Raw genomic sequence first — 20711 nt, 5'->3', positions numbered from 1 at the left:
CTGTCATATGCAATACATTCTGAGGACAGCTTAATTTACAGATTCAGCTTGAAGCTGTTGTTTTAACTGTGTAATTAACTGATCTTTTTCTGTCCAAAGCTCATCAACCCATTTTTGGAAACGAGCGCGATAGTCGGCATCATCCTCATAATTGCCGCTATGAACCCAAGCAGGAATTTCAATTTTTCTTAAATTCACGGCAATTTGAGAAACTTCTCCTAACCAAAAATCTCCATAACCTGGCACACCATCTGGATAGACAATGGTCATATCGACTAGTGCATCAATTTCACTTCCTAGAATATTTAGGGCAAGTGCTAGACCACCCGCTTTAGGCTTGAGTAAATTTTTATACGGAGATTTTTGTTGAGCATGTTTTTCGGGCGTATAGCGCGTACCTTCTAAATAATTTAATAAGGTAAAAGGTTGGCTGAGCAGTTGTTCACACGATTTACGCGCTTCTTCCATATCACGATATTTCAGCGCAGGATTTTTTTCGATTTGCGCTTTGGTATGACGCTTCATCATAGGAAAACCAAGGATCTTGAATGCTTGCCCAACAAAAGGAATAAAAATGAGTTCCCATTTCGTAAAAAAACGTGTGAGCGGCATACGTTTAAGACCAAAATATTGAGTAACAGTTGTATCTACCCAGCTTTGGTGATTACAGGTCATGATGTAACGACCTTGTAGATTGAGATCTAGATCTTCATCAATCGTGATGTGCCATTTAAGCTCAGGGAGAACTTTTTCAATGAGCCAGTTATTCGTACCAATCCAACCATTGGCGATATTGATATTGGTTTCATCGATTTTTGATGATTTTTTTACGAGTTTAGTCAAACCTAATGCAAGAATAGGTGGGCCACGAAAAAATGTACTTCCTGTGATCACAGAACCTACGGTTAAACCCTTAGAAATTTTTTTTAAAATAGGTTGTTTCTGCTTCTCTGCTGCCATTGCACAGTCCTAAAAAGTGATTGCATGTGATTGAAATTTTTAAAACACTATAAATCGAGTCGCTCAAATCACAAAGCCCGTTTTCTTAACTATGTATAAAATATGATGAAGCATTAACGAAAGATGCTACAAAAGATTACATATTGTTAATAAACTGTTTATTATTAACAAAATAGTAATGGTTAAATTGTTTCTAACAAATCATTATTCATCACATACAAAAACATATAAAAGGAGTCATCCCATGCGTGCATTAGCTATTTCAGCTGCAGTGGTTGGGGCAATGGTACTTTCTGGTTGTCAAACAACTGGTAACAATATTGGTGGCGTCGAGTATGACAAAACTGCATTGGGTGCTTTAATTGGTGCAGCAGCTGGTTACGGTGTTTCTAAAGGTAATGCGAACACTAGCCGTCAAAATAACCGTGCAGCAGCGATTGGTGCTGTATTAGGTGGTGCTGCAGGCGTATATCTCGACAATAAAGAGAAAAAATTACGCCAAGCAACTGCTGGTACAGGTATTGATGTAAACCGTAATCCAGATGGCTCTATTAACTTAGTAATGCCAGGTGCTATCACGTTTGATACAAATAAATCAAATATCAAGCCAAACTTCTATGACACTTTAAACCGTGTTGCACAAGTTTTAACTGAAGACAACAAGAGCGGTATCCTTGTAACTGGTTATACTGATAGTTCAGGTAATGATGCGATTAACATCCCATTGTCACAAGCACGTGCTCAATCTGTTGCTAGCTATTTAGCATCTAAGGGTGTTTCTACAGCACGTATTAATGCTCAAGGTTTAGGTTCTTCAAACCCAATTGCTGATAACACAACTGCAGCAGGTAAAGAACAAAACCGTCGTGTAGAGATTGCTGTTTACGCAGTTCAATAATACATGATCTTAAAAAAGCCACCTTCGGGTGGTTTTTTTATGTCTGAAATTTATTCAAATATACCTTCATTAAATTTAACGTTAGTCATATTCGAAGCAGATGACTATAATCGAGCGCTGAAGGAAAAGAGGAAAGAATATGTCATCAGCCAGTCATTTGAACGACAAGCAACTTGAAGCCATGAAATACACTCAAGGACCCTTGTTAGTACTTGCTGGGGCAGGCTCAGGTAAGACCTCTGTAATCACACAGAAAATTGCATATTTAGTCAAAAAATGCGGTATACCAGCACATCGTATTACTGCGATGACTTTTACCAACAAAGCTGCACGAGAGATGAAAGAGCGTGTCGGTAAATTGCTTGGTAAAGAGGATGGAAAGGGTTTATCTGTTTCTACCTTTCACACCTTTGGTTTGAATTTATTAAGACTAGAATTAAAACATACGCCACTTAAAGCAAACTTTTCCATTTTAGATGCTGATGACTGTAAGCGTATTTTAATGGATTTAATGCACCGAGATAATTTGTCTGGTGCAGAAAGTAAAGAGCTGATCGCAAAAGCGATGAAGATGATCTCAGATTGGAAAAACGATCTAATTTTGCCGGAGCAAGCACATACGACTTGTGAAACGGCTGAAGATGTTCAATTTGCGCATCTCTATCAACTTTATGAGCGTAATTTACGTGCCTATAATGCGGTCGATTTTGACGATTTAATCGTAATGCCGACACGCCTTCTTCAAGAAAATGCTGAAGTCCGTGATAAATGGCAAAACCGTGTACGTTATTTGTTGGTTGATGAATATCAAGATACCAATACCGCCCAATATATCTTGGTCAAACTGCTTGTTGGTGTCATGGGACAATTTACGGCTGTAGGGGATGATGACCAATCAATTTATGCTTGGCGGGGGGCAAAGCCAGAAAATATGGCCTTATTGAAGGAAGATTTCCCCAATTTAAAAGTCATTAAGCTTGAGCAAAACTATCGTTCAACCAGTCGTATTTTAAAAGCTGCAAACCATGTGATTGAGAATAACCCACATATTTTTGATAAAAAATTGTGGAGTGATAAAGGTCATGGTGAGGTGATCCGCATTATTACTTGTCGTAATGATGATGATGAAGCGGAACGCGTTGTTAAAGATTTGCTGACTCATAAATTGATGAATGGTAAAAATTGGAAAGATTACGCCGTGTTATACCGTGGAAACTTCCAAGCACGTGTTTTAGAAACACAACTTCGTCAGATGCAGATTCCCTACAAACTTTCTGGTGGTCAGTCGTTCTTTGGTCGTGCTGAAATCAAGGATATTATGAGCTATCTACGTCTCATTATTAACCCTGAAGATGACAGTGCTTTCTTACGCATTATTAACACACCTAAACGTGCCATAGGACCTGTGACTTTAGAAAAACTAGGTTTATTTGCGCAAGAGAATAATCTTTCTTTACTAGGTGCCGCGAATGATCAGCGCCTAAGTATGGTATTACCGAAGAAGGCGACATCTCAATTGGCTGAGTTTGCTGATTTTATCGAAGGTTTTACGCGTGAACTGTTAGATGATGATGAACCTGTGCCTAAAGTCCGCCAAATGATGGTTGAGGCAGGATATATCGACTACATCAAAGAAACGGCAGCGACGCCAGCACAAGAAAAAACTAAAATTGACAATATTGAAGTGCTTTATAGCAGTATTCAAAGTTTGATCAATCGTGCTGAAGATGTCGATGAAAAAAATATCGAAAGTGTCATTCGTAAGATGGTGTTGCTGGATATGTTGGAGCAACAGCAAGAAGATGAAGATATTGATAAAGTAAATTTACTGACTTTGCATGCTTCTAAAGGCTTGGAATTCCCATTTGTTTATATTATGGGGCTTGAGGAAGAGTTGCTTCCGCACAAAAATTCAATTGTGGCTGACACCATCGAAGAAGAACGTCGACTGATGTACGTTGGTATTACCCGTGCCAAACAAGGTCTGACTTTGACGCTTGCAGAACAGCGTAAAAATGGTGGTCAGATGAAACAAATGACACCAAGTCGCTTCTTGGACGAATTGCCACAAGATGAAGTCGATTGGCTAGGTCGAAAAAAGAAATTGGCTGAAAATATCGATCCAAAATTACAGGCACAGCATTATCTGCAAAATCTGAAAGCTTTACTCAAACGTTAATTACATTTTAAAACAGGATTGAATATGAAAGTTCAAGTGAAAGTACTTGACCAACGACTTGGTCAAGAATGGCCATTACCTACTTATGCAACAACAGGATCAGCAGGTTTAGATTTACGTGCATGTGTAGATGAAGCGATCACTATTGAGCCTGGTCAGACTGTTTTAGTTAAAACAGGTATGGCAATTTATATCGAAGACCCAAGTTATGCGGGTTTGATTTTGCCTCGTTCTGGCTTAGGTCATAAACACGGGATTGTATTAGGAAATCTCGTCGGTCTAATTGATTCAGATTATCAAGGTGAATTAATGGTTTCAGTTTGGAACCGCAGTCAAAATGCATTTACATTAGAGCCAGGTGAGCGATTGGCTCAATACGTATTGGTTCCTGTTTTACAAGCTGAATTTGATTTAGTTGACGAATTCAAGGCAAGTGAGCGAGGAGCTGGTGGATTCGGACACACTGGAAAACAATAGTATTTTGGATAAAAGCCTGTAAAATCAGGCTTTTATTTATATGTTGCAAAATATTAACAAAGATTATATAAATTGAAATTGGTACACGTTATATAAAGAATAACGATATTTTTTACTACTCAATATATTCAAAATTTATTTGGATCAACTCTCATCACGCTGTTCTGACTCAGCAGTCAACGGTGTTAATTAAGAATGAATACCCAACCACTTATTTTTCCAAGACAAATTTTCCGTGCTTATGATATTCGCGGAAAAGTCAGTCAATTGGATACAAGAACAATTTATGCGATCGCGCATGGGCTCGTTGCTCAGTATCAATCACGTGGTCAGAAAAGTATCGTGCTAGGTTACGATGCTCGATTGACTGGACCTACTTTTGCTTGGATTATTGAATCAGTCTTCAAAAAACAAGGGATGAATGTCGAGAACATTGGATGTTGTTCAACCCCACAAATGTATTTTGCTGCTCGACATAAAAATGGCAATGGCATCATGGTGACCGCGAGTCATAACCCTAAACATGATAATGGGATTAAATGGATTATTGAATACGAACCACCTTGTCCAGACATGATTCAAAATGTTGGGGAATATGCGGAAGGTTTCTATTTTCAACATGATCAGCTTCCAACGCCACCTCAACTCACACATCAGATTAAATCAGAGTATTGCTTGGCTTATCAGCATGCTTTGCTCAAGGATATTCAATTAAAGCGCCCTCTCAAGGTTGTATTAGATGGTATGCATGGTGCCGCTGGGCGTTGTGCTGATTTAGTGCTACAAAAAATGGGATGTGAAGTCATTTCAATACGTTGTCATGAAAATGGAGAGTTTCCAGATCATCCTCCAGACCCTTCACAAGCGAAGCATTTGACGCAGCTAAAAGAAAAAATTTTGTTGCATCAGGCGGATTTAGGGATTGCTCTTGATGGTGATGGTGATCGTGCCGTCATTTTGGACGAAAATGCTCACATTGTGTCTGCTGATCGCTTGTTAGCATTATTCGCATCATTATGTTTAAGTCAGCATCCTCATCATGAAATTGTTTATGACGTAAAATGTTCAACGATGGTGTCAAAAACCATTGAACAATTACAAGGCATCGCAAAAATGATTCGTACTGGCAGCAGTTTTATGCGCCGTTATATTTCCCAGTCCAAAGGTCGAGCTGTTTTTGGGGGAGAATATGCGGGTCATTATGTTTTTAATGATGGTCGTGGTTTTGGTTACGATGATGGTATTTATGCAGCATTACGGGTCATGGAGGCATTGAGTCAACTCAATATCACGCTATCTGAATATCTCGCCCAATTTCCAGATCGCTTTGGTACTGAAGATACCTACATTGAAACTCAAGATGCAAATCCGCAAGACGTCTTAGCCTTGATAGAGCAGAATTGTAAAAGTACTGGGGCTAAAATGAGTAAAATCGATGGTATTCGCCTTGATTTTGACTACGGATTTGGCATTATGCGAGCATCAAATACTGGTGAATACTTCACGGTACGGTTTGATGCAGATAGTCCATCAAAACTTTATGAAATTCGCCAGCATTTTGTAAAAATTTTAAATGAAAAATATCCTGTGCTTGCTCAAAGTATTTTGAATGCACACTAATGTAGGAATGAAGGAGAGGCGAATGCCACACCAACAAACTGGCATCGACAAAGCTCAAATTTTGACAGAAGCTTTGCCATACATCCAAAGATTTACAGGTAAAACACTTGTAGTGAAATATGGCGGCAATGCAATGACTGATCCTGCATTAGAAAGTTCGTTTGCCCGTGATATCGTGCTTCTGAAAACAGTTGGTCTTAATCCGGTTGTGGTTCATGGTGGTGGTCCTCAAGTCGATTCATTTTTGAAACAACTTGGGCGTGAATCAGACCGTATTGATGGAATGCGTGTAACTGATCCTGCAACTATGGAAGTTGTAGAAATGGTGTTGGGCGGAAGTGTAAATAAGTCTATTGTGAATTTGATCAATCAACATGGTGGTCGTGCAATTGGATTAACGGGTAAAGACGGTAACTTAATTCGTGCTCAAAAGTTGTTGATGGAAAAAAACCAAGAGGATGGATCTGTTCAACAAATTGATCTTGGGTTAGTGGGTGAAGTGGTCGGTGTAAAAACTGACGTTCTGGAAATGTTCACTCAAAGTGATTTTATTCCAGTGATTGCGCCACTCGGTGTTGATGAGGAAGGTAACACTTATAATATCAATGCGGATTTAGTTGCTGGTAAAGTTGCTGAAGCTTTGGGTGCAGAAAAGTTAATTCTTCTTACGAATATCAGTGGTGTATTGGACGAGAATAAAAACCTACTCACAGGATTAACAACACAAGAAGTTGATCGCTTGATCGATACAGGTGTGATCTACGGCGGTATGATTCCGAAAGTGGGATGTGCGCTTGATGCGGTGAAAGGTGGTGTAGTGAGCGCGCATATTGTGGATGGTCGTGTTCCACATGCGACTTTATTGGAAATTTTTACGGATCACGGTGTTGGAACATTGATTACCAATCGTTCTAAGTCGGCGCACTAACTCATAATCACATAATAAAAAGTCACTTCGGTGGCTTTTTGTTTGATAAGAATAATCGTTTTATGTCCCATATATCCGGTATAAAACATATTCAATTGCCATATTCATATTTGCAACATCTATAAGGCTGATGCACAATAAAACTGATAACTAAAGCAAAATGAAAGATTATGTGCCAACTACTTGGAATGAATTGTGCCACCCCTACGGATATTACGTTTTCTTTTCGTGGTTTTTCTCAGCGCGCTGGAATAACGTCAGATCATTCAGACGGTTTTGGCATTGCTTTCTTTGAGGATAAGGCATGCCGCTTATTTGTTGATAACCAATCTGCAGTCGAGTCTCCAATTGCAGAATTCGTTCGTAATTATCCGATTAAATCGCGTAATGTCATTGCGCATATTCGTAAAGCAACACAGGGAAAAATTACTTTAGAAAATTCTCATCCGTTTATTCGTGAATTGTGGGGGAGACAATGGATTTTCGCGCATAATGGTGATCTGCATGATTTTCATCCAAGGTTGTCGGGACAGTTCACACCAGTAGGTAATACAGATAGTGAGCTTGCATTTTGTTATTTATTAGAACATCTCGTACAAAAGTTTGGTTATGTAGAGCCAAGTGTCCAAGATGTATTTCATGCTTTAGAAGAAATTTCGCCAACAATAGCAGAGCATGGGACATTCAATTTTTGTTTATCAAATGGACAGGCTTTGTATAGTTATGCGACCACAAAATTACACTGGATTGTTCGCGAATATCCATTTCAACCTGCACGATTAATTGATATTGATGTTGAAGTCGATTTTAGTCAGGTCACGACACCTGAAGATCGTGTGGCTGTAATTACGACAGAACCATTAACAGATAATGAAGCTTGGTTTGCATATACGCCCGGCGAAATGATTTTATTTCAGGATGGTAAGCCAACACTACGTACCATAACTCACGTTGAGCGATTAGTCAGAGAAGCTCGTGACCCAAGCTTGAAGCGTGTTACTCGCGCGGATCAGTATTAAAAATTTAATGTGAAGTGGCTAAGATCTACACTTACTTTTTTAACGCCAGACTTTGATTTTAATGATTGAGCTAGGCAAAATAGCGTAAAACTTTTTAATGGAATACCTCATGCAGGACACCGCTATGTCACGATGGTTATCGCCGCTGATGGCATTTTGTTTATCATTTATCATTATTGTGGGTCTGGCACCAAGCTTAGGCTTGCAAATTGATCGACAACTCGATTTTTGGTTGCTTTGGTTTGCAACGATGTTGTTTTTAGCGTTGCCAATTATCTATTTAGAAATTGGATTGGCGAAACGAGCTCAAACATCAGCGCTGAACGCATTATCAAAATTGACCCGTGAAGCCGATGCGCACCAACGTTGGAGAGTGGTTGGTTGGCTTGCTGTGATTTTTATTCCATTCTTAGCGGGCGGTATATTACTTAATACTTCTAATGCTGTAGCACAACAAAATGATTTTGGTATTGGTTCAAATATTTTGATGGGTATCGCAGCATTCATTGCATTTAGTTTATCATTTCTTCAACGTTCTGTATTGGTTGTACTTACTGCGATTGCAACGATTGCAAGTTTAATCGCGGCTCAAGTTTTTGGTGTCCAAGTTAATGAGTGGCAGCTGACTCCTGTTGAGTTTAAAGAGTGGGGTAATGCAACTATTCTCGCTTTAGTGGCTTCTGGTCTCGGGCTTGGATTGTATTGGCAGACAAATCTTAATCAAGAGAAACAAGATGCTGCAACGCCAAAAACTTTACCGATTTGGCTAGCGCAACTGGTGGCTGTGGCTGGATTTGGATATTTTGCAATTAGTGCTGCAATTCCAGCATATATCGTTTTAATCGCAACAATATTTGCAGTAGCTTTACTCCTGCAACTTGGCAAGGAACAACTCGTACATCGTGGATTAGCACAAGCGGTGCAATATATTTTATTGCTTGCACCACTTTTAATTTGGGTATTCCCTGCAGCCGATCTATTTTTAACTCCGATTTTAATGCTTTGGGGATTAAGCATTTGTTTAATCTATGCAATTTTCGTGGGTTGGATCATGAAAATTAGTCATTTACGTAAAGCGCTGAATTTTAGTAATGAAGCTTTTTATAATATCTGGCGTGTGGCTGTACGTATTGTGACACCTTTAGCAATTGTGGTTGCAATGATTTCTTACTTAGGTCAATTGTTACCATGATCCAAAATGCAAAAGTTTGGGTTGCTTATGCTGCTGTAGACCAGCAGTTTCACATTGAACTTGAATTTGTGGAAGGCATGTCTGTTGCGGATGCTATTACACAAAGTGGTATCGCGTCGTGTACGCAGTTGCCAGACGAGTATGCTGTTGGAATTTTTGGGACGAAAGTACAAGATCAATCGCATGTTTTGCAAGCAGGTGATCGGGTGGAAATCTATCGGGCATTAACGATTAATCCAAAAGATATACGCCGTAAGCGAGCGGCAGCGAATCCAGTTGGGCGCTATTGTCGTGGCAATCGCTTTAAACAATTGAAATGATATGAAAAACCCCTCTTTGAGGGGTTTTCTTTTATGTCTAATTCTTTATAGTGGTGGCGCGTTCAAAATCGCATCTTTCGAACCTGGTAAACCAGGTTGAGTTTCTGGGATAGTTTCTAAACCTTCGATTTTATTCACGACGCCAGAACCATCGAAATATACTTTTAGATGCTGACCTTGAGTTGCAGGAATATTTGCTTTTTTAGCATATGTACCTGGGGTATAATTGTAGATGTAATCCCAACGTAAAGGATTCAAAGGATCTGAAATGGTTGGGCTACCAAGTAAAAAACGAACTTGTTGGTAAGTCATCCCGACTTGAATTTTTGAAGCTTGCGCTTGGGTTAATGGTGTTCCTTGAGGAATATCAACTTTGTATACACCAAAGACAGAACAACCACCCAGTAAAGAAGCGACGAATAACGTCAGCATGATTTTTTGCATTTTGCTACACTATCCCAAATTAATTATGATGCAATTGATCCAAGGATAGATCATACTGCATCTCAACTCTGTTGCATATTCCAACTTAAAATTTGTTGAGAGACCTTTTTATATGCCTATTTCAAATCAAGATTTACGCAAAGCTGGACTTAAAGTTACCCTTCCACGAATCAAGATTTTGGAATTATTAGAAAATTCAAGACAGCATCATTTGAGCGCGGAAGATATCTATAAGACCTTACTTGAGCAAGGCGAAGATGTCGGTCTAGCAACTGTATATCGTGTGTTAACTCAGTTTGAAGCTGCTGGTATTATCCAACGTCATCATTTCGAGAATAATCACTCTGTATTCGAAATCATGCAAGATGATCACCACGATCATATGGTCTGCCAGAACTGCAACAAAGTTGTTGAATTCCACAATGATTTGATTGAACAAGAACAACATAATGTTGCTGAACAACTTGGTTTTGTTTTAACAGGTCACTCTTTGAATTTATATGGTTACTGCGATGCGCCTGAATGCCAAGAAGCATACCGTAAAAAATAAATCTTGATTAAAGTAAAAAAGGAGCAATGATTGCTCCTTTTTTATTCACTATTGATTAATCATCTTGACCATCAAAAGTGAGGCGGGGGCCAGAATTCAACAGATAGTTTGGATCTTCTTCAGAGAGTTTGATTTGTAAGCGTAAATCATTGGCAGAGTCAGCATGACGTAATGCTTCGTCATAAGTGATTTTCTCAGCTTTATATAAGTCAAATAGCGCTTGATCAAACGTCTGCATTCCAATTTCACGGGAACGCTTCATGACTTCTTTAATTTCATGAACTTCGCCTTTACGCACCAAGTCTGAAATCAGTGGAGAATTGATTAAGATTTCAATTGCGGGATGACGTGATTTTTTATCAGGAGTCGCAATTAACTGTTGTGCAATGATCGCCTTCAAATTAAGTGAAAGGTCCATAAACAGTTGGCTGTGACGATCCGTCTCAAAGAAATGAATAATACGATCTAAGGCTTGGTTGGCATTATTTGCATGTAAGGTCGCAAATACTAAATGTCCTGTTTCAGCAAAACTAATCGCATAGTTCATGGTTTCACGTGAGCGAATTTCACCAATAAGAATGACATCAGGTGCTTGGCGGAGTGTGTTTTTCAGTGCAATTTCAAAGGAGTCTGTATCAATTCCAACTTCACGTTGAGTAATGATACAGCCTTGATGTTGATGAATAAATTCGATTGGGTCTTCAATGGTAATGATATGACCTTTAGAATTTTGATTACGATGACCGATCATTGCTGCAAGCGAAGTCGATTTACCTGTACCAGTAGCACCTACAAATAAGATGATCCCGCGCTTAGTCATTGCTAGATCTTTAAGGACGGGCGGTAGTTTCAGCTCATCAATACTTGGAATGATAGTTTCAATCCGACGTAAAACCATGCCAGGTTGATCACGTTGCTGAAAAGCGCTGACACGAAAACGCGCAGTTTTATCACGATTGGCAATAGCAAAATTACATTCGTGTGTTGCAGCAAATTCGATTCGTTGTCTTTCACTCATAATCGAGTGAATCAATTGACCTATGATTTCACCAGTGAGCTTTGTTTTAACTACAGGCACAATTTCACCATTAATTTTCATTGATGGTTCAATATCTGCACTGATAAATAAATCTGAAGCCTTGCGCACAATCATCATGTCGAGCAGGTCATTAAAATCCATTTTGATTCCCCTAAATCAAATGACGTTCACTTTTTTATAAAAATGATTCTGGTTGTTTAGCCGCAGTACGTGCAACTTGCGGGGTAATAATGCCTTTCGCGACAAGATTTTTGAGACTTTGATCGAGTGTGGTCATGCCGTAATTTGCACCGGTTTGTATTGCAGAATACATTTGTGCAACTTTGTTCTCACGGATGAGATTTCGAATCGCTGGAATTCCAATCATAATTTCGTGAGCAGCTACCCGACCGCCACCTGTTTTCTTTAAGAGCGTTTGAGAGATGACGGCTTGAAGCGATTCAGAAAGCATGGCACGAACCATGTCTTTCTCATCGGCAGGAAACACGTCGATAATACGGTCAATTGTTTTTGCTGCAGATGTGGTATGCAGTGTTCCAAACACCAAGTGACCAGTTTCCGCAGCAGTGAGTGCAAGTCGAATGGTTTCGAGGTCACGCATTTCACCGACGAGAATAATATCTGGATCTTCACGCAGTGCAGAGCGTAGCGCTTCATTAAAACCGTGTGTGTCACGATGCACTTCACGCTGGTTAATCAAACACTTTTTGGATTGGTGCACAAATTCAATTGGATCTTCAACGGTTAAAATATGGTCGTAACGGTTGTCGTTAATGTAATCCATCATCGCCGCAAGCGTAGTCGATTTACCTGAACCCGTTGGTCCTGTGACCAAAACAATTCCTCGTGGATAGGCGCAAATGTCTTTGAAAATTTGCCCCATGCCCAAGTCTTCCATAGAAATCACTTGAGAAGGAATGGTACGGAATACCGCGCCAGCGCCACGATTTTGGTTGAATGCGTTGACACGGAAGCGTGCTACACCGGGTACTTCAAATGAGAAATCGGTTTCTAATTTTTCTTCATAATCGCGACGTTGTTTATCATTCATGATGTCGTAGATTAAGCGGTGTACTTCTTTGTGTTCTAAGGCTGGTAAGTTAATACGACGAACTTCACCATCAACACGAATCATCGGTGGCATTCCTGCAGAAAGGTGCAAGTCAGACGCCCCGTTTTTCACTGAAAATGCCAGTAATTCTGTAATATCCATAAATTCCCCGAACGCATTAAAATCGTAATTATTTTGATAGAATAATAAGGCTTTCCTACAGCTTAACCAACAGTTAGCGTGCAAGAAAGTAAAAAAAGATGAATTAACTGAGAAAGCTATACATGATGGGTCTAGAGCAAGCGAGAAATAGTGTCATTCAACAAATTGAACAAGCCTGTGAAGTTGCTCAACGACAATCTAACGAGGTTAAACTTCTGGCTGTTTCCAAAACGCATCCTGCAGAGATTTTGCGAGAAATGTATCAGACTGGTCAGCGAGCATTTGGTGAGAATTACCTGCAAGAAGCATTAGATAAAATCAAAGCGCTGAATGATTTAGACATTGAATGGCATTTTATTGGTCATGTTCAACGCAACAAAACCAAACAGTTGGCTGAACAATTTGCATGGGTGCATGGGGTTGATCGCCTCATTATCGCAGAGCGACTCTCTAATCAACGCACCATTGAACAGGAACCAATCAATATCTGTCTTCAAGTGAATATTGATGCTCAAGAAAGCAAAGATGGTTGTGCGGTTTCAGAGGTCGAAGATTTTGTGGCTCAAATGAGCATATTACCTCGACTTCGATTACGAGGATTAATGGTCATTCCAGCGCCTGGCAATGTAGATGCACTCTATGATGCCAAGACACTTTTTGATCGGATGAAAGAGCATCATGCACATCCTTCTGATTGGGATACCTTAAGTATGGGAATGTCAGGTGATTTACAAGATGCGATTAGTGCTGGATCGACTATGGTTCGAATAGGGACGGCCTTATTTGGGGCGAGAAATTACTCAAAATGATTGGATTCAGTCTGCACTGAACTTTCGGGTTCAGTCACTGTCATTGTAAATACAACTTTTTATGTATAAAAATAAACCAATATATTTCACATAATCATAAAACAGGGAAGGATTAGATGAGTTCGTATTATCAGCTTTTAGAACGAAAAGTGTGTGATGATGGATCAGTAGTGGCTACGTATAAGTCGACCATACATGCTCAAGGTGCATGGAATACGCACGAACAGCATATGGCGCCCGCAACAGGGATTATTTGTGCAGAGTTGGATCACTTCTCAGCTCGGTCTGACCTAAGGATTGGACGTATAAGTTTGGATATTTTGGGCCTGATACCCGCTGGGGAGTTTCAAATTGAAACTCGAATTATTCGACCTGGAAAAACCATTGAGTTGATCGAGTCGACCATGTCTGCACATGGTAAAAGCTGCATTCAGGCACGTACTTGGCGAATGATGATGAGTGATACTCAGGCAGTCGCAGGATTAGAAGATCAAAAAGTTGCTGATCCTGACGAGGGGATCTTATGGGAAGAAATTAGAAATTGGCCTGGAGGCTATATTCAATCACTTGAGGCACGCCGTTTAGATCGACGGGCAGGTAAGGGCATTGTATGGCTAACCAATCCTTATGATATGGTTGAAGGACAAATACATTCAGACTTTGTGAAGTTGATGGGAATGGTCGATACAGCGAATGGAATTGTCACACGACAAGGTTGGCCGTTTAACTATACTTTCCCAAATTTAGATTTACAGATACATCTCTATCGTATGCCAATAGGTAAGTGGCTAGGTCTGGAAACAGTGCAACAATATGGTGATGACGGTATCGGGTTAACTTCATCTATTCTTCATGATCTGAACGGACCTTTTGGACGAGCTGAGCAAATTTTAACTTTAAGAAAACTGGCTTAGATTAAAGCCGTCATTTGACGGCTTCAACTTATTATCATTAACCATTAACCGACAATATTAATGGTACTCGCACCTGCACCTACAGGTTTGACTTGAATCTGTACAGGAATACGTTCATGCATTTCTTGTACATGAGAGATGAGCACGACCTTACGACCTTGGCTTTGTAAATGATCGAGGGCATTCATGACCATATGTAAGGATGCCGGGTCGAGCGTACCAAAGCCTTCATCAATAAACAGTGATTCAAGTTTCATTGAACCTGATGCCATGTTAGCAATCGCTAAAGCAAGGGCTAAAGACACTAAGAAAGTTTCACCACCTGATAAGGACAAGACAGGTCGAACTTCGCTGTTCATATCTAGGTCAATAATGGCCAAACTTAAACTGTCAGGAATACGATGCAACTGATAGCGTGGCGCAAGTGGCTGTAATTGCTGATTGGCATATTCCACCAAAATATCTAAATGGTGTTCTTGAGCAATCTTTTTAAACTTGGTGCCTTCCTTATGCCCAATCAAATCGTAGATACGTCCCCAACGATATTCTTCCGCCTTGATTTGTTCTATTTGGCCTTGATACTTAGCATAGTTGGCTTGATTGGCAGCATTCATACGTAACTGAGTTTCTGTATCAGTGAATGCTTCTTGTTGAGCGAGCTTTTCCGTTTGCAAGTTCGCAAGTTGCTGCTCGAGCATGCTGAGATCATGTTCAGGCTGATGTTTTAAATGGGCTTGATAACGTTCTTCTAAAACTTGCCAAGCGGTTTTGGCATTCTCTAAAAGTTGTCGCTGCGTATTTAACTCATGGCGTATTTGTTGATGTTGGGCTAAATCAATGCTTAACCATGTCGTGATTTGATCTGTGGTCACGGTCGGATGGCTCAGTTGCCATTGCTGAATAGCCTGTTGTACTTGCTGTAATGCCTGTTCAATATGATGTAAATCACTGAGCAACTGCTGCTGTTGTAAATTGGCTGCATTCAGCTGTTGTTCAGCATGTGCAGTTTTATTGCGTTGTGCATGAACTTCATTGGCATGAGTGACAGCAGTTTCCTCTAAATGTTTTTGCCAATCCGCAGCATAACGGTAGCTTTGACCGGCATAGTCTTGGGTCAGTTCCGCAAGTTTCGAGCGTAACATTTTGCCTTGCTCAATCAGTTGTTCAATCTGTTGTGTCAGGCGTTGTTCGTGTTTTTGTGCTGCTTCAAAGCGTAGCGTCATTTTTTCAAGTTCTTGCAGTGCTTGCAGCAGTGATGTCTCTACTTGTTTTTGCGTCGTGAGCAATGCAACACGCTGCTGCAGCTGCTGTTGCAATTCGGCAACCCAATGTATTGGTGTGTCTTGCTGATAGCGAGCAGGCAGTAACTGCACAATAGGTTGAATACCTTGTTCAAGCTGTACACGACGTTGAATATTCAATAGTAATTGCTGTTGTTGCTGCTGATCTTTACGCCATTGCTCAAGCAATTTACTAAGTTCTTGTTCTTGCACCTGTTGTTGTTCAATGTGCGATTGCAGTGTTTGGATCTGCTGCATTATGCGCTGCTGCAACTGAATCGGGTCTGCCGTGTCGAGATTTAAACCCAGATGTTGTAATGCTGCTTGAATATGCTCGAGCTGTTGCTGAGTGAATTGCGTGAGCTGTTCCATACGCTGTTGTTGCTGTTCAAGTAAGGTCTGTACTTTGGATTGCTCAATCTGTGCTTGCTGTACCTCACGATTGACCTGTTCCAATTGTTGACGAGCCTCTTGCAATTGGTGCTCGTGTAGTTGCAATAAACCTTGTTCTAAGCGTTGATGATGGTCTAAAAACGGATGTTCATGGCTACCACAGACCATACACGGTTGATTGGCTTTTAGCTGTTCACGTAACTGCTGCACGTTTTCGCTATGTAATAGACGCTGTGCCTCCAAGATGCTTTGTAGTTGAGTATAAGCAGCTTCTTGTGTGGCTTTTTCGCTCAAGCGTTTTTCAAGGGTCTGTTGAATAATCTGCAGTTGCTTTTGTTGTTCAGCGATTGAGCCTGTCAGGTCGTGTGTTTCGCTGATATGGGTAATGACTTGATCAAGCTGCTGCTGTTGATGTTGCAGTCGTAATACCGTACTTTGCTGATGTTCACGCTGTTGTTGGATGTTTTTTAGCGATTGTGTCAAAGCGTCAAGACTTTCATGTTGAGCCACATAGCTTTGCAGACGTTGTACAATGGTTTGCTGTTGCTGTTCTAAAGTTGCGAAGGATTGTTGTAATAGTTCTGGATCTTGTTGATGAAGCAATTCATATTGCTCGACATAGTGTTGTAGCACTTGCAAAGCACTTTGTGGCTCTTGATCAAAGCCTTGTAAAAATTGGCTTTGGGTTAACTCAAAGTTGATTTGTTGCTGTTTGTTTTGCCAAGCCAATACGCTGGTCTGTTGTTGTTCCACAGCATGTTTTGACGGTTCTAATTCATTGAGAACAAGCTGATCTTTATCTGTACTGAGTTTTTTATACTGTTCAGAAATACTGTGAATGTCATGATCCAACTTTAAGCCTTTTTCAAGATGAGGCTTAATATCCAAACGTTGCTGCTCAAATTGCGCTTGGGCATGTTCATAGGCTTTTAAGCGCTGTTGCTCAGTAGTAGCTTGTTGTTGTAAAGCGACAAACTCAGCTTGAAAGGCGAGTTGTTTTTGTTGCACCTCAAGTTTTTGAGGTTCTAGACGTGCACGCTGTACATATTGCTCACGAATGGCTTGAAATGCATCAAGCTGTTGTAGCAATTGTTGTTGTGCTGCGGATTTATTTACGGCATCAAGCTGAACCTCATAAATCTCTTTTTTGCCATGGACTTCAGCATACAATTGATCACGCTCAAGATACCATTTACGTTCATTTTCAAGCAGCTTTTCTGATTGTGCCAAATGCACGAGTTGTTGTTTTAGCCGCTGATGCTGCTGATTTAAGGCTGCAAGTTGCTCTTCACTCAGAATATCAATATGACCGAGTTGCTTTTCTAAATCAGTACGTTGCTGTTTGATTTCACTAAATTTTTCTGCGGCTTTCTTACTAACCTCACTAAAAATTTGCGAATTGGTTAAATATTCGAGTAAGTCTGCACGTTCATGGTCTTTGGCTTTTAAAAATGCCCCCACTTCAGACTGTGCTAACAGGACTGCACGGGTAAATTGCTCGAAACTCAGCCCAATTAGTTTTTCAATCAGTGGCGTCACTTCCGAGATTTTTTGCGTTAAGGTCGTGCCATCATCTAAACATTGAACAAAGCGCTCGACTTTTAAATTGCCATCAACTTTTTTACGCGCGCGGCTAATGTCCCAACGCGCCAAATAGCGTTTTTGATCAAGCGCAATAAATTCCAGTTCACAAAAGCCTGAGGTGGTGCCGCGACGTAAAATATTCTTGGAATCTTTAATTGAAATGTCTTTGCCACCCACATCTTTGATACTGCCGGCAGCGCCCCGTAAACGTGGGATTTCATCATAGAGCGCTAAACACATAGCATCGAGAATTGTCGACTTTCCTGCACCCGTTTTACCGGTAATGGCAATCAGACCTGCCTGCGCCAATGGGCTATCTTCAAAATGGATGTGTTGTTCACCGGCTAAAGAGGCCAAGTTGTTTAAACTGAGTCGAATAATTTTCATGGCCTGTCCTTAGTGCGCTTGTTGATCCAAATCGTGTTGTGCCGCTTCAAGCAAAGTTAAGAAATCACGCTTCACCGATTCATCCTGCTCATAGCCCATTTTTTCCCAAAGGCTTAAAAATAATTTTTCAGGGGTGGGGGGCGCTAAATCAACTTTGTGACAGGTATCATTTTGCTCAGTTTGTTTTTGATAAATTCGAGCAATACGCAGTAAACGATAACGATTTGGTGGCAGTGCCAGTTCAATCTGCTGACGTAAGTCTACAGGCGGTGGGGCATCTGTCGTATATTCAATTTCTAGAAAATGACGTGCATTGAGATTGTCAATTTCGCCTTTTGGCAGGGCATGTACCGTAGTGATTAATTCAGACAAGGGTTCACGAATTCGAATCAAATCCACGGTACGTGGAATAATGTGCGCTTGATATTGAAAATGATTTTGTTCATCAGCTTCGGGGTCAATGGTGACTTCAACCACTTGATGTTTATAGTTGCGTTCACTAAAAGACAGTGGAATAGGTGAGCCACTGTAGCGAATATGTTCCTGTCCAACTTTTTGCGGTTTATGCAAATGACCGAGTGCTACATAATCAATCACATCATCAAATAATGCAGTGGATAAAGCCTCTTCGTTACCAATCACAATTGGACGTTCGGAATCTGAGGTTTCACCGCCTTGCATATGGGCATGTGACATCAAAATTAAGGCTTGATTGGGTTGTTTACGCGCTTTAGCTTCCGCAATAAGTTGTTGGTGTAAATAGGCAATCGCATTTTGGCTGTTGGTGGTATTTTCATTTAAGCCTGTAATTTCGGCACTGCGTAAATAAGGCAGGGTTAAGCACCAAGCAACGATATTTTTATCAGCATCATAAATAGGTACCAACAAACGATCGAGATCAAATTCACCATCCTGTTTGCCAATAATACCGACCGCTTTGGCATTGAATTTCGCTAGAAAAGGTTCAACCTGTTCAATGCGGTAACCGGAATCATGATTACCTGCGATCATTAAGGTTTGCATATGCGGGGCAATGGCATGGGCATCGGTGAGAAACTGGTATAACTGTTTTTGAGCAGATGATGCAGGATTGACCACATCAAAAATATCACCGGCAATCAGCAGGGCATTCGGTTGTTTTTGTTGAATTTGCGCAAGTAGCCAATTTAAAAATTGTGTGTGTTCATAGTCACGATCATGATTGTGAAAAAATTGCCCCAAATGCCAATCTGAAGTATGAAAAAAACGCACTGCCATTACCGAACCCCAAAACATCTCAATTGTCATCTTATCCAATATCGGACTTTAAAACATCGAAATTTTTAACATCTCTATAAGACAGCTTTTAATCGCTATTTTTTATTCGATTTACTCTTTTTTCGTCTTTTTCTCTTTTTTCTATTTTTGATTCTCGAGTTGATCGAGATTTGCTTATGAGAAGAGGATGCATGCAGTTTAGCTGCTGTTAACGATTGATCTACTTTATGATGAAAAAAAGATTGGATGACTAAGGGTACCAATAGAATGCTTAGCCAAATACTCATATTGATGGGAATTATTTGATAGATATAATTTAAAGAATAGACTGAAACCGTAAAAATGAGTGCAAACCAAGCTTCTGTTTTAGAAATTTGATCTTCTGAAAAACGTTTGATATGGATCAGCGTATTTTGTTTGACATCTGAAAAATAAGAACGCGTGTATTTATTGGGAAAATAGCTGAGAAGCAGCATTAAGTTTTGAAAAAGATATAAAGACGATAAACCGAGTAAAAAATATCGAAATAATAAAATTAAACGCTCAACCCAACGATGCTCAGATGTAATATCGCCCTGTGAATAAAGTTCTATAATTTGATCAATAGACAAAATTAAAATTGAACAACAAGTAAAGAAACTCAGTAGAAAACGGCTTAAATGATGATGCTTAATTTCAAAAAAGGCATGTAAAATCGAATAGAGTAAAAATATTAACAAGATTATTGTGATGAATGTCGATAATACTGTATCAACACCAAGCATCTGTTTTTCGAAAAACCAATAGCAAACTCCAAATGCGAATAAAAAACTAATTCCTTCACCAAAAGGTGTGGTTAAACTCTGATGATGCTCTAGAGAAAAAACTATTAAGTAAGCACCAAGATAGAAATAGACCCAAATTATTAATGGATTCGAGCTATTACTCTGTATAGAAATAAATGAAAGTGCACTCAAAAATAGGCTTAAAATTGAATAAATTAAGATTTTTTCTTTGTTTCTAATGATTTGATAACTTTGATAAAAAACACCACAGAGTAAACTGATGATTGTAAGCGGTATGTGAAATTGATGATTAATAAATGCTTTAATAAAAACAAAGCAATAGCAAACTAATACGATACTGATAAGAAAGCGAGTGAATGGATAATTCAATACATCCCAAAAGTCTGATTTAAAATTTAGACGTTTTTTTAGACTAATTTTATGTTTAATTTTTTCTTTATACATTGGGGCTAGGATTTATTCT

Annotated in this window: 18 protein-coding genes; 11 read left to right on the top strand and 7 right to left on the bottom strand. The window is 39.7% G+C overall.

Features of this window, described 5'->3' with window-relative positions; translation table 11 throughout:
- Window positions 1-30 precede the first annotated feature (30 nt).
- Window positions 31-960: an acyltransferase gene (locus tag AC1M84_RS03760; protein WP_035267399.1), complete on the bottom strand. Its 930-nt coding sequence runs from the start codon at window positions 958-960 to the stop codon at window positions 31-33.
- 244 nt (window positions 961-1204) lie between these two features.
- On the opposite strand from AC1M84_RS03760, the gene AC1M84_RS03755 reads away from it, so the two are divergent.
- The 8 genes from AC1M84_RS03755 to AC1M84_RS03720 all read left to right on the top strand — a co-directional run bounded on the left by AC1M84_RS03755 (window position 1205) and on the right by AC1M84_RS03720 (window position 9593).
- Window positions 1205-1858, top strand: coding sequence for a YiaD family glycine zipper/OmpA-like lipoprotein (locus AC1M84_RS03755; RefSeq protein ID WP_092768184.1), 654 nt, complete (start codon window positions 1205-1207; stop codon window positions 1856-1858).
- A gap of 139 nt (window positions 1859-1997) precedes the next feature.
- Entirely contained in the window at window positions 1998-4037 is a 2040-nt protein-coding gene (locus AC1M84_RS03750) for a UvrD-helicase domain-containing protein (RefSeq protein WP_035267404.1), read from the top strand.
- Between the two features lie 24 nt (window positions 4038-4061).
- Window positions 4062-4514 (top strand): dUTP diphosphatase, encoded by a 453-nt coding sequence (gene dut / locus AC1M84_RS03745; RefSeq protein ID WP_035267418.1) that lies wholly within the window; start codon window positions 4062-4064, stop codon window positions 4512-4514.
- A 195-nt stretch (window positions 4515-4709) separates the two neighbouring features.
- Complete coding sequence (locus AC1M84_RS03740) at window positions 4710-6134, top strand: phosphomannomutase/phosphoglucomutase (protein WP_481594455.1); 1425 nt, start codon at window positions 4710-4712, stop codon at window positions 6132-6134.
- Window positions 6135-6156: 22 nt separating this feature from the next.
- On the top strand, window positions 6157-7062 hold the full coding sequence (argB, locus tag AC1M84_RS03735) for an acetylglutamate kinase (protein WP_481594454.1): 906 nt from the start codon (window positions 6157-6159) through the stop codon (window positions 7060-7062).
- Between the two features lie 170 nt (window positions 7063-7232).
- Window positions 7233-8081 (top strand): class II glutamine amidotransferase, encoded by an 849-nt coding sequence (locus tag AC1M84_RS03730; RefSeq protein ID WP_481593835.1) that lies wholly within the window; start codon window positions 7233-7235, stop codon window positions 8079-8081.
- 109 nt (window positions 8082-8190) lie between these two features.
- Window positions 8191-9273, top strand: a complete 1083-nt coding sequence (locus AC1M84_RS03725) for a hypothetical protein (RefSeq protein WP_481593836.1) — start codon at window positions 8191-8193, stop codon at window positions 9271-9273.
- Complete coding sequence (locus AC1M84_RS03720; protein WP_092768198.1) at window positions 9270-9593, top strand: RnfH family protein; 324 nt, start codon at window positions 9270-9272, stop codon at window positions 9591-9593. The genes AC1M84_RS03725 and AC1M84_RS03720 overlap by 4 nt, the downstream gene beginning before the upstream one ends.
- Window positions 9594-9638: 45 nt before the next feature.
- On the opposite strand, the gene AC1M84_RS03715 is transcribed toward AC1M84_RS03720, so the two are convergent.
- The gene (locus AC1M84_RS03715) at window positions 9639-10037 is read right to left on the bottom strand and encodes an outer membrane protein assembly factor BamE (protein ID WP_092768200.1); all 399 of its coding nucleotides are present in this window, start codon (window positions 10035-10037) and stop codon (window positions 9639-9641) included.
- 112 nt (window positions 10038-10149) lie between these two features.
- Here AC1M84_RS03715 and fur point away from each other — a divergent pair, with 112 nt between their 5' ends.
- A complete protein-coding gene (gene fur, locus AC1M84_RS03710) occupies window positions 10150-10587 on the top strand; it encodes a ferric iron uptake transcriptional regulator (RefSeq protein WP_035267453.1) in 438 nt (145 codons plus the stop codon).
- A 55-nt stretch (window positions 10588-10642) separates the two neighbouring features.
- Here the strand turns inward: fur and AC1M84_RS03705 are convergent, their stop codons facing one another.
- Window positions 10643-11767, bottom strand: a complete 1125-nt coding sequence (locus tag AC1M84_RS03705) for a PilT/PilU family type 4a pilus ATPase (RefSeq protein WP_481594453.1) — start codon at window positions 11765-11767, stop codon at window positions 10643-10645.
- A gap of 34 nt (window positions 11768-11801) precedes the next feature.
- Window positions 11802-12839 (bottom strand): type IV pilus twitching motility protein PilT, encoded by a 1038-nt coding sequence (locus AC1M84_RS03700; protein WP_092768204.1) that lies wholly within the window; start codon window positions 12837-12839, stop codon window positions 11802-11804.
- Between the two features lie 122 nt (window positions 12840-12961).
- Between AC1M84_RS03700 and AC1M84_RS03695 the strand changes: the two genes are divergently transcribed.
- Window positions 12962-13648 carry a YggS family pyridoxal phosphate-dependent enzyme gene (locus AC1M84_RS03695; protein ID WP_481594452.1) on the top strand — a complete coding sequence of 229 codons (687 nt, stop codon included), beginning with the start codon at window positions 12962-12964 and terminating at the stop codon, window positions 13646-13648.
- Window positions 13649-13764: 116 nt separating this feature from the next.
- Entirely contained in the window at window positions 13765-14562 is a 798-nt protein-coding gene (locus tag AC1M84_RS03690; RefSeq protein ID WP_481594451.1) for a thioesterase family protein, read from the top strand.
- A gap of 44 nt (window positions 14563-14606) precedes the next feature.
- Here the strand turns inward: AC1M84_RS03690 and AC1M84_RS03685 are convergent, their stop codons facing one another.
- The 3 genes from AC1M84_RS03685 to AC1M84_RS03675 all read right to left on the bottom strand — a co-directional run bounded on the left by AC1M84_RS03685 (window position 14607) and on the right by AC1M84_RS03675 (window position 20692).
- Window positions 14607-18206, bottom strand: coding sequence for an AAA family ATPase (locus tag AC1M84_RS03685; RefSeq protein WP_481594450.1), 3600 nt, complete (start codon window positions 18204-18206; stop codon window positions 14607-14609).
- A gap of 9 nt (window positions 18207-18215) precedes the next feature.
- Window positions 18216-19463 carry an exonuclease SbcCD subunit D gene (locus AC1M84_RS03680; RefSeq protein WP_481594449.1) on the bottom strand — a complete coding sequence of 416 codons (1248 nt, stop codon included), beginning with the start codon at window positions 19461-19463 and terminating at the stop codon, window positions 18216-18218.
- A 95-nt stretch (window positions 19464-19558) separates the two neighbouring features.
- Window positions 19559-20692 carry a hypothetical protein gene (locus tag AC1M84_RS03675; protein WP_481594448.1) on the bottom strand — a complete coding sequence of 378 codons (1134 nt, stop codon included), beginning with the start codon at window positions 20690-20692 and terminating at the stop codon, window positions 19559-19561.
- Window positions 20693-20711 lie beyond the last annotated feature (19 nt).

It is taken from the genome of Acinetobacter sp. 24-47-66 (assembly GCF_056779755.1).
The sequence above is the reverse complement of the archived record's forward strand: the minus strand, read 5'-3'. Positions and strand labels throughout refer to the sequence as shown.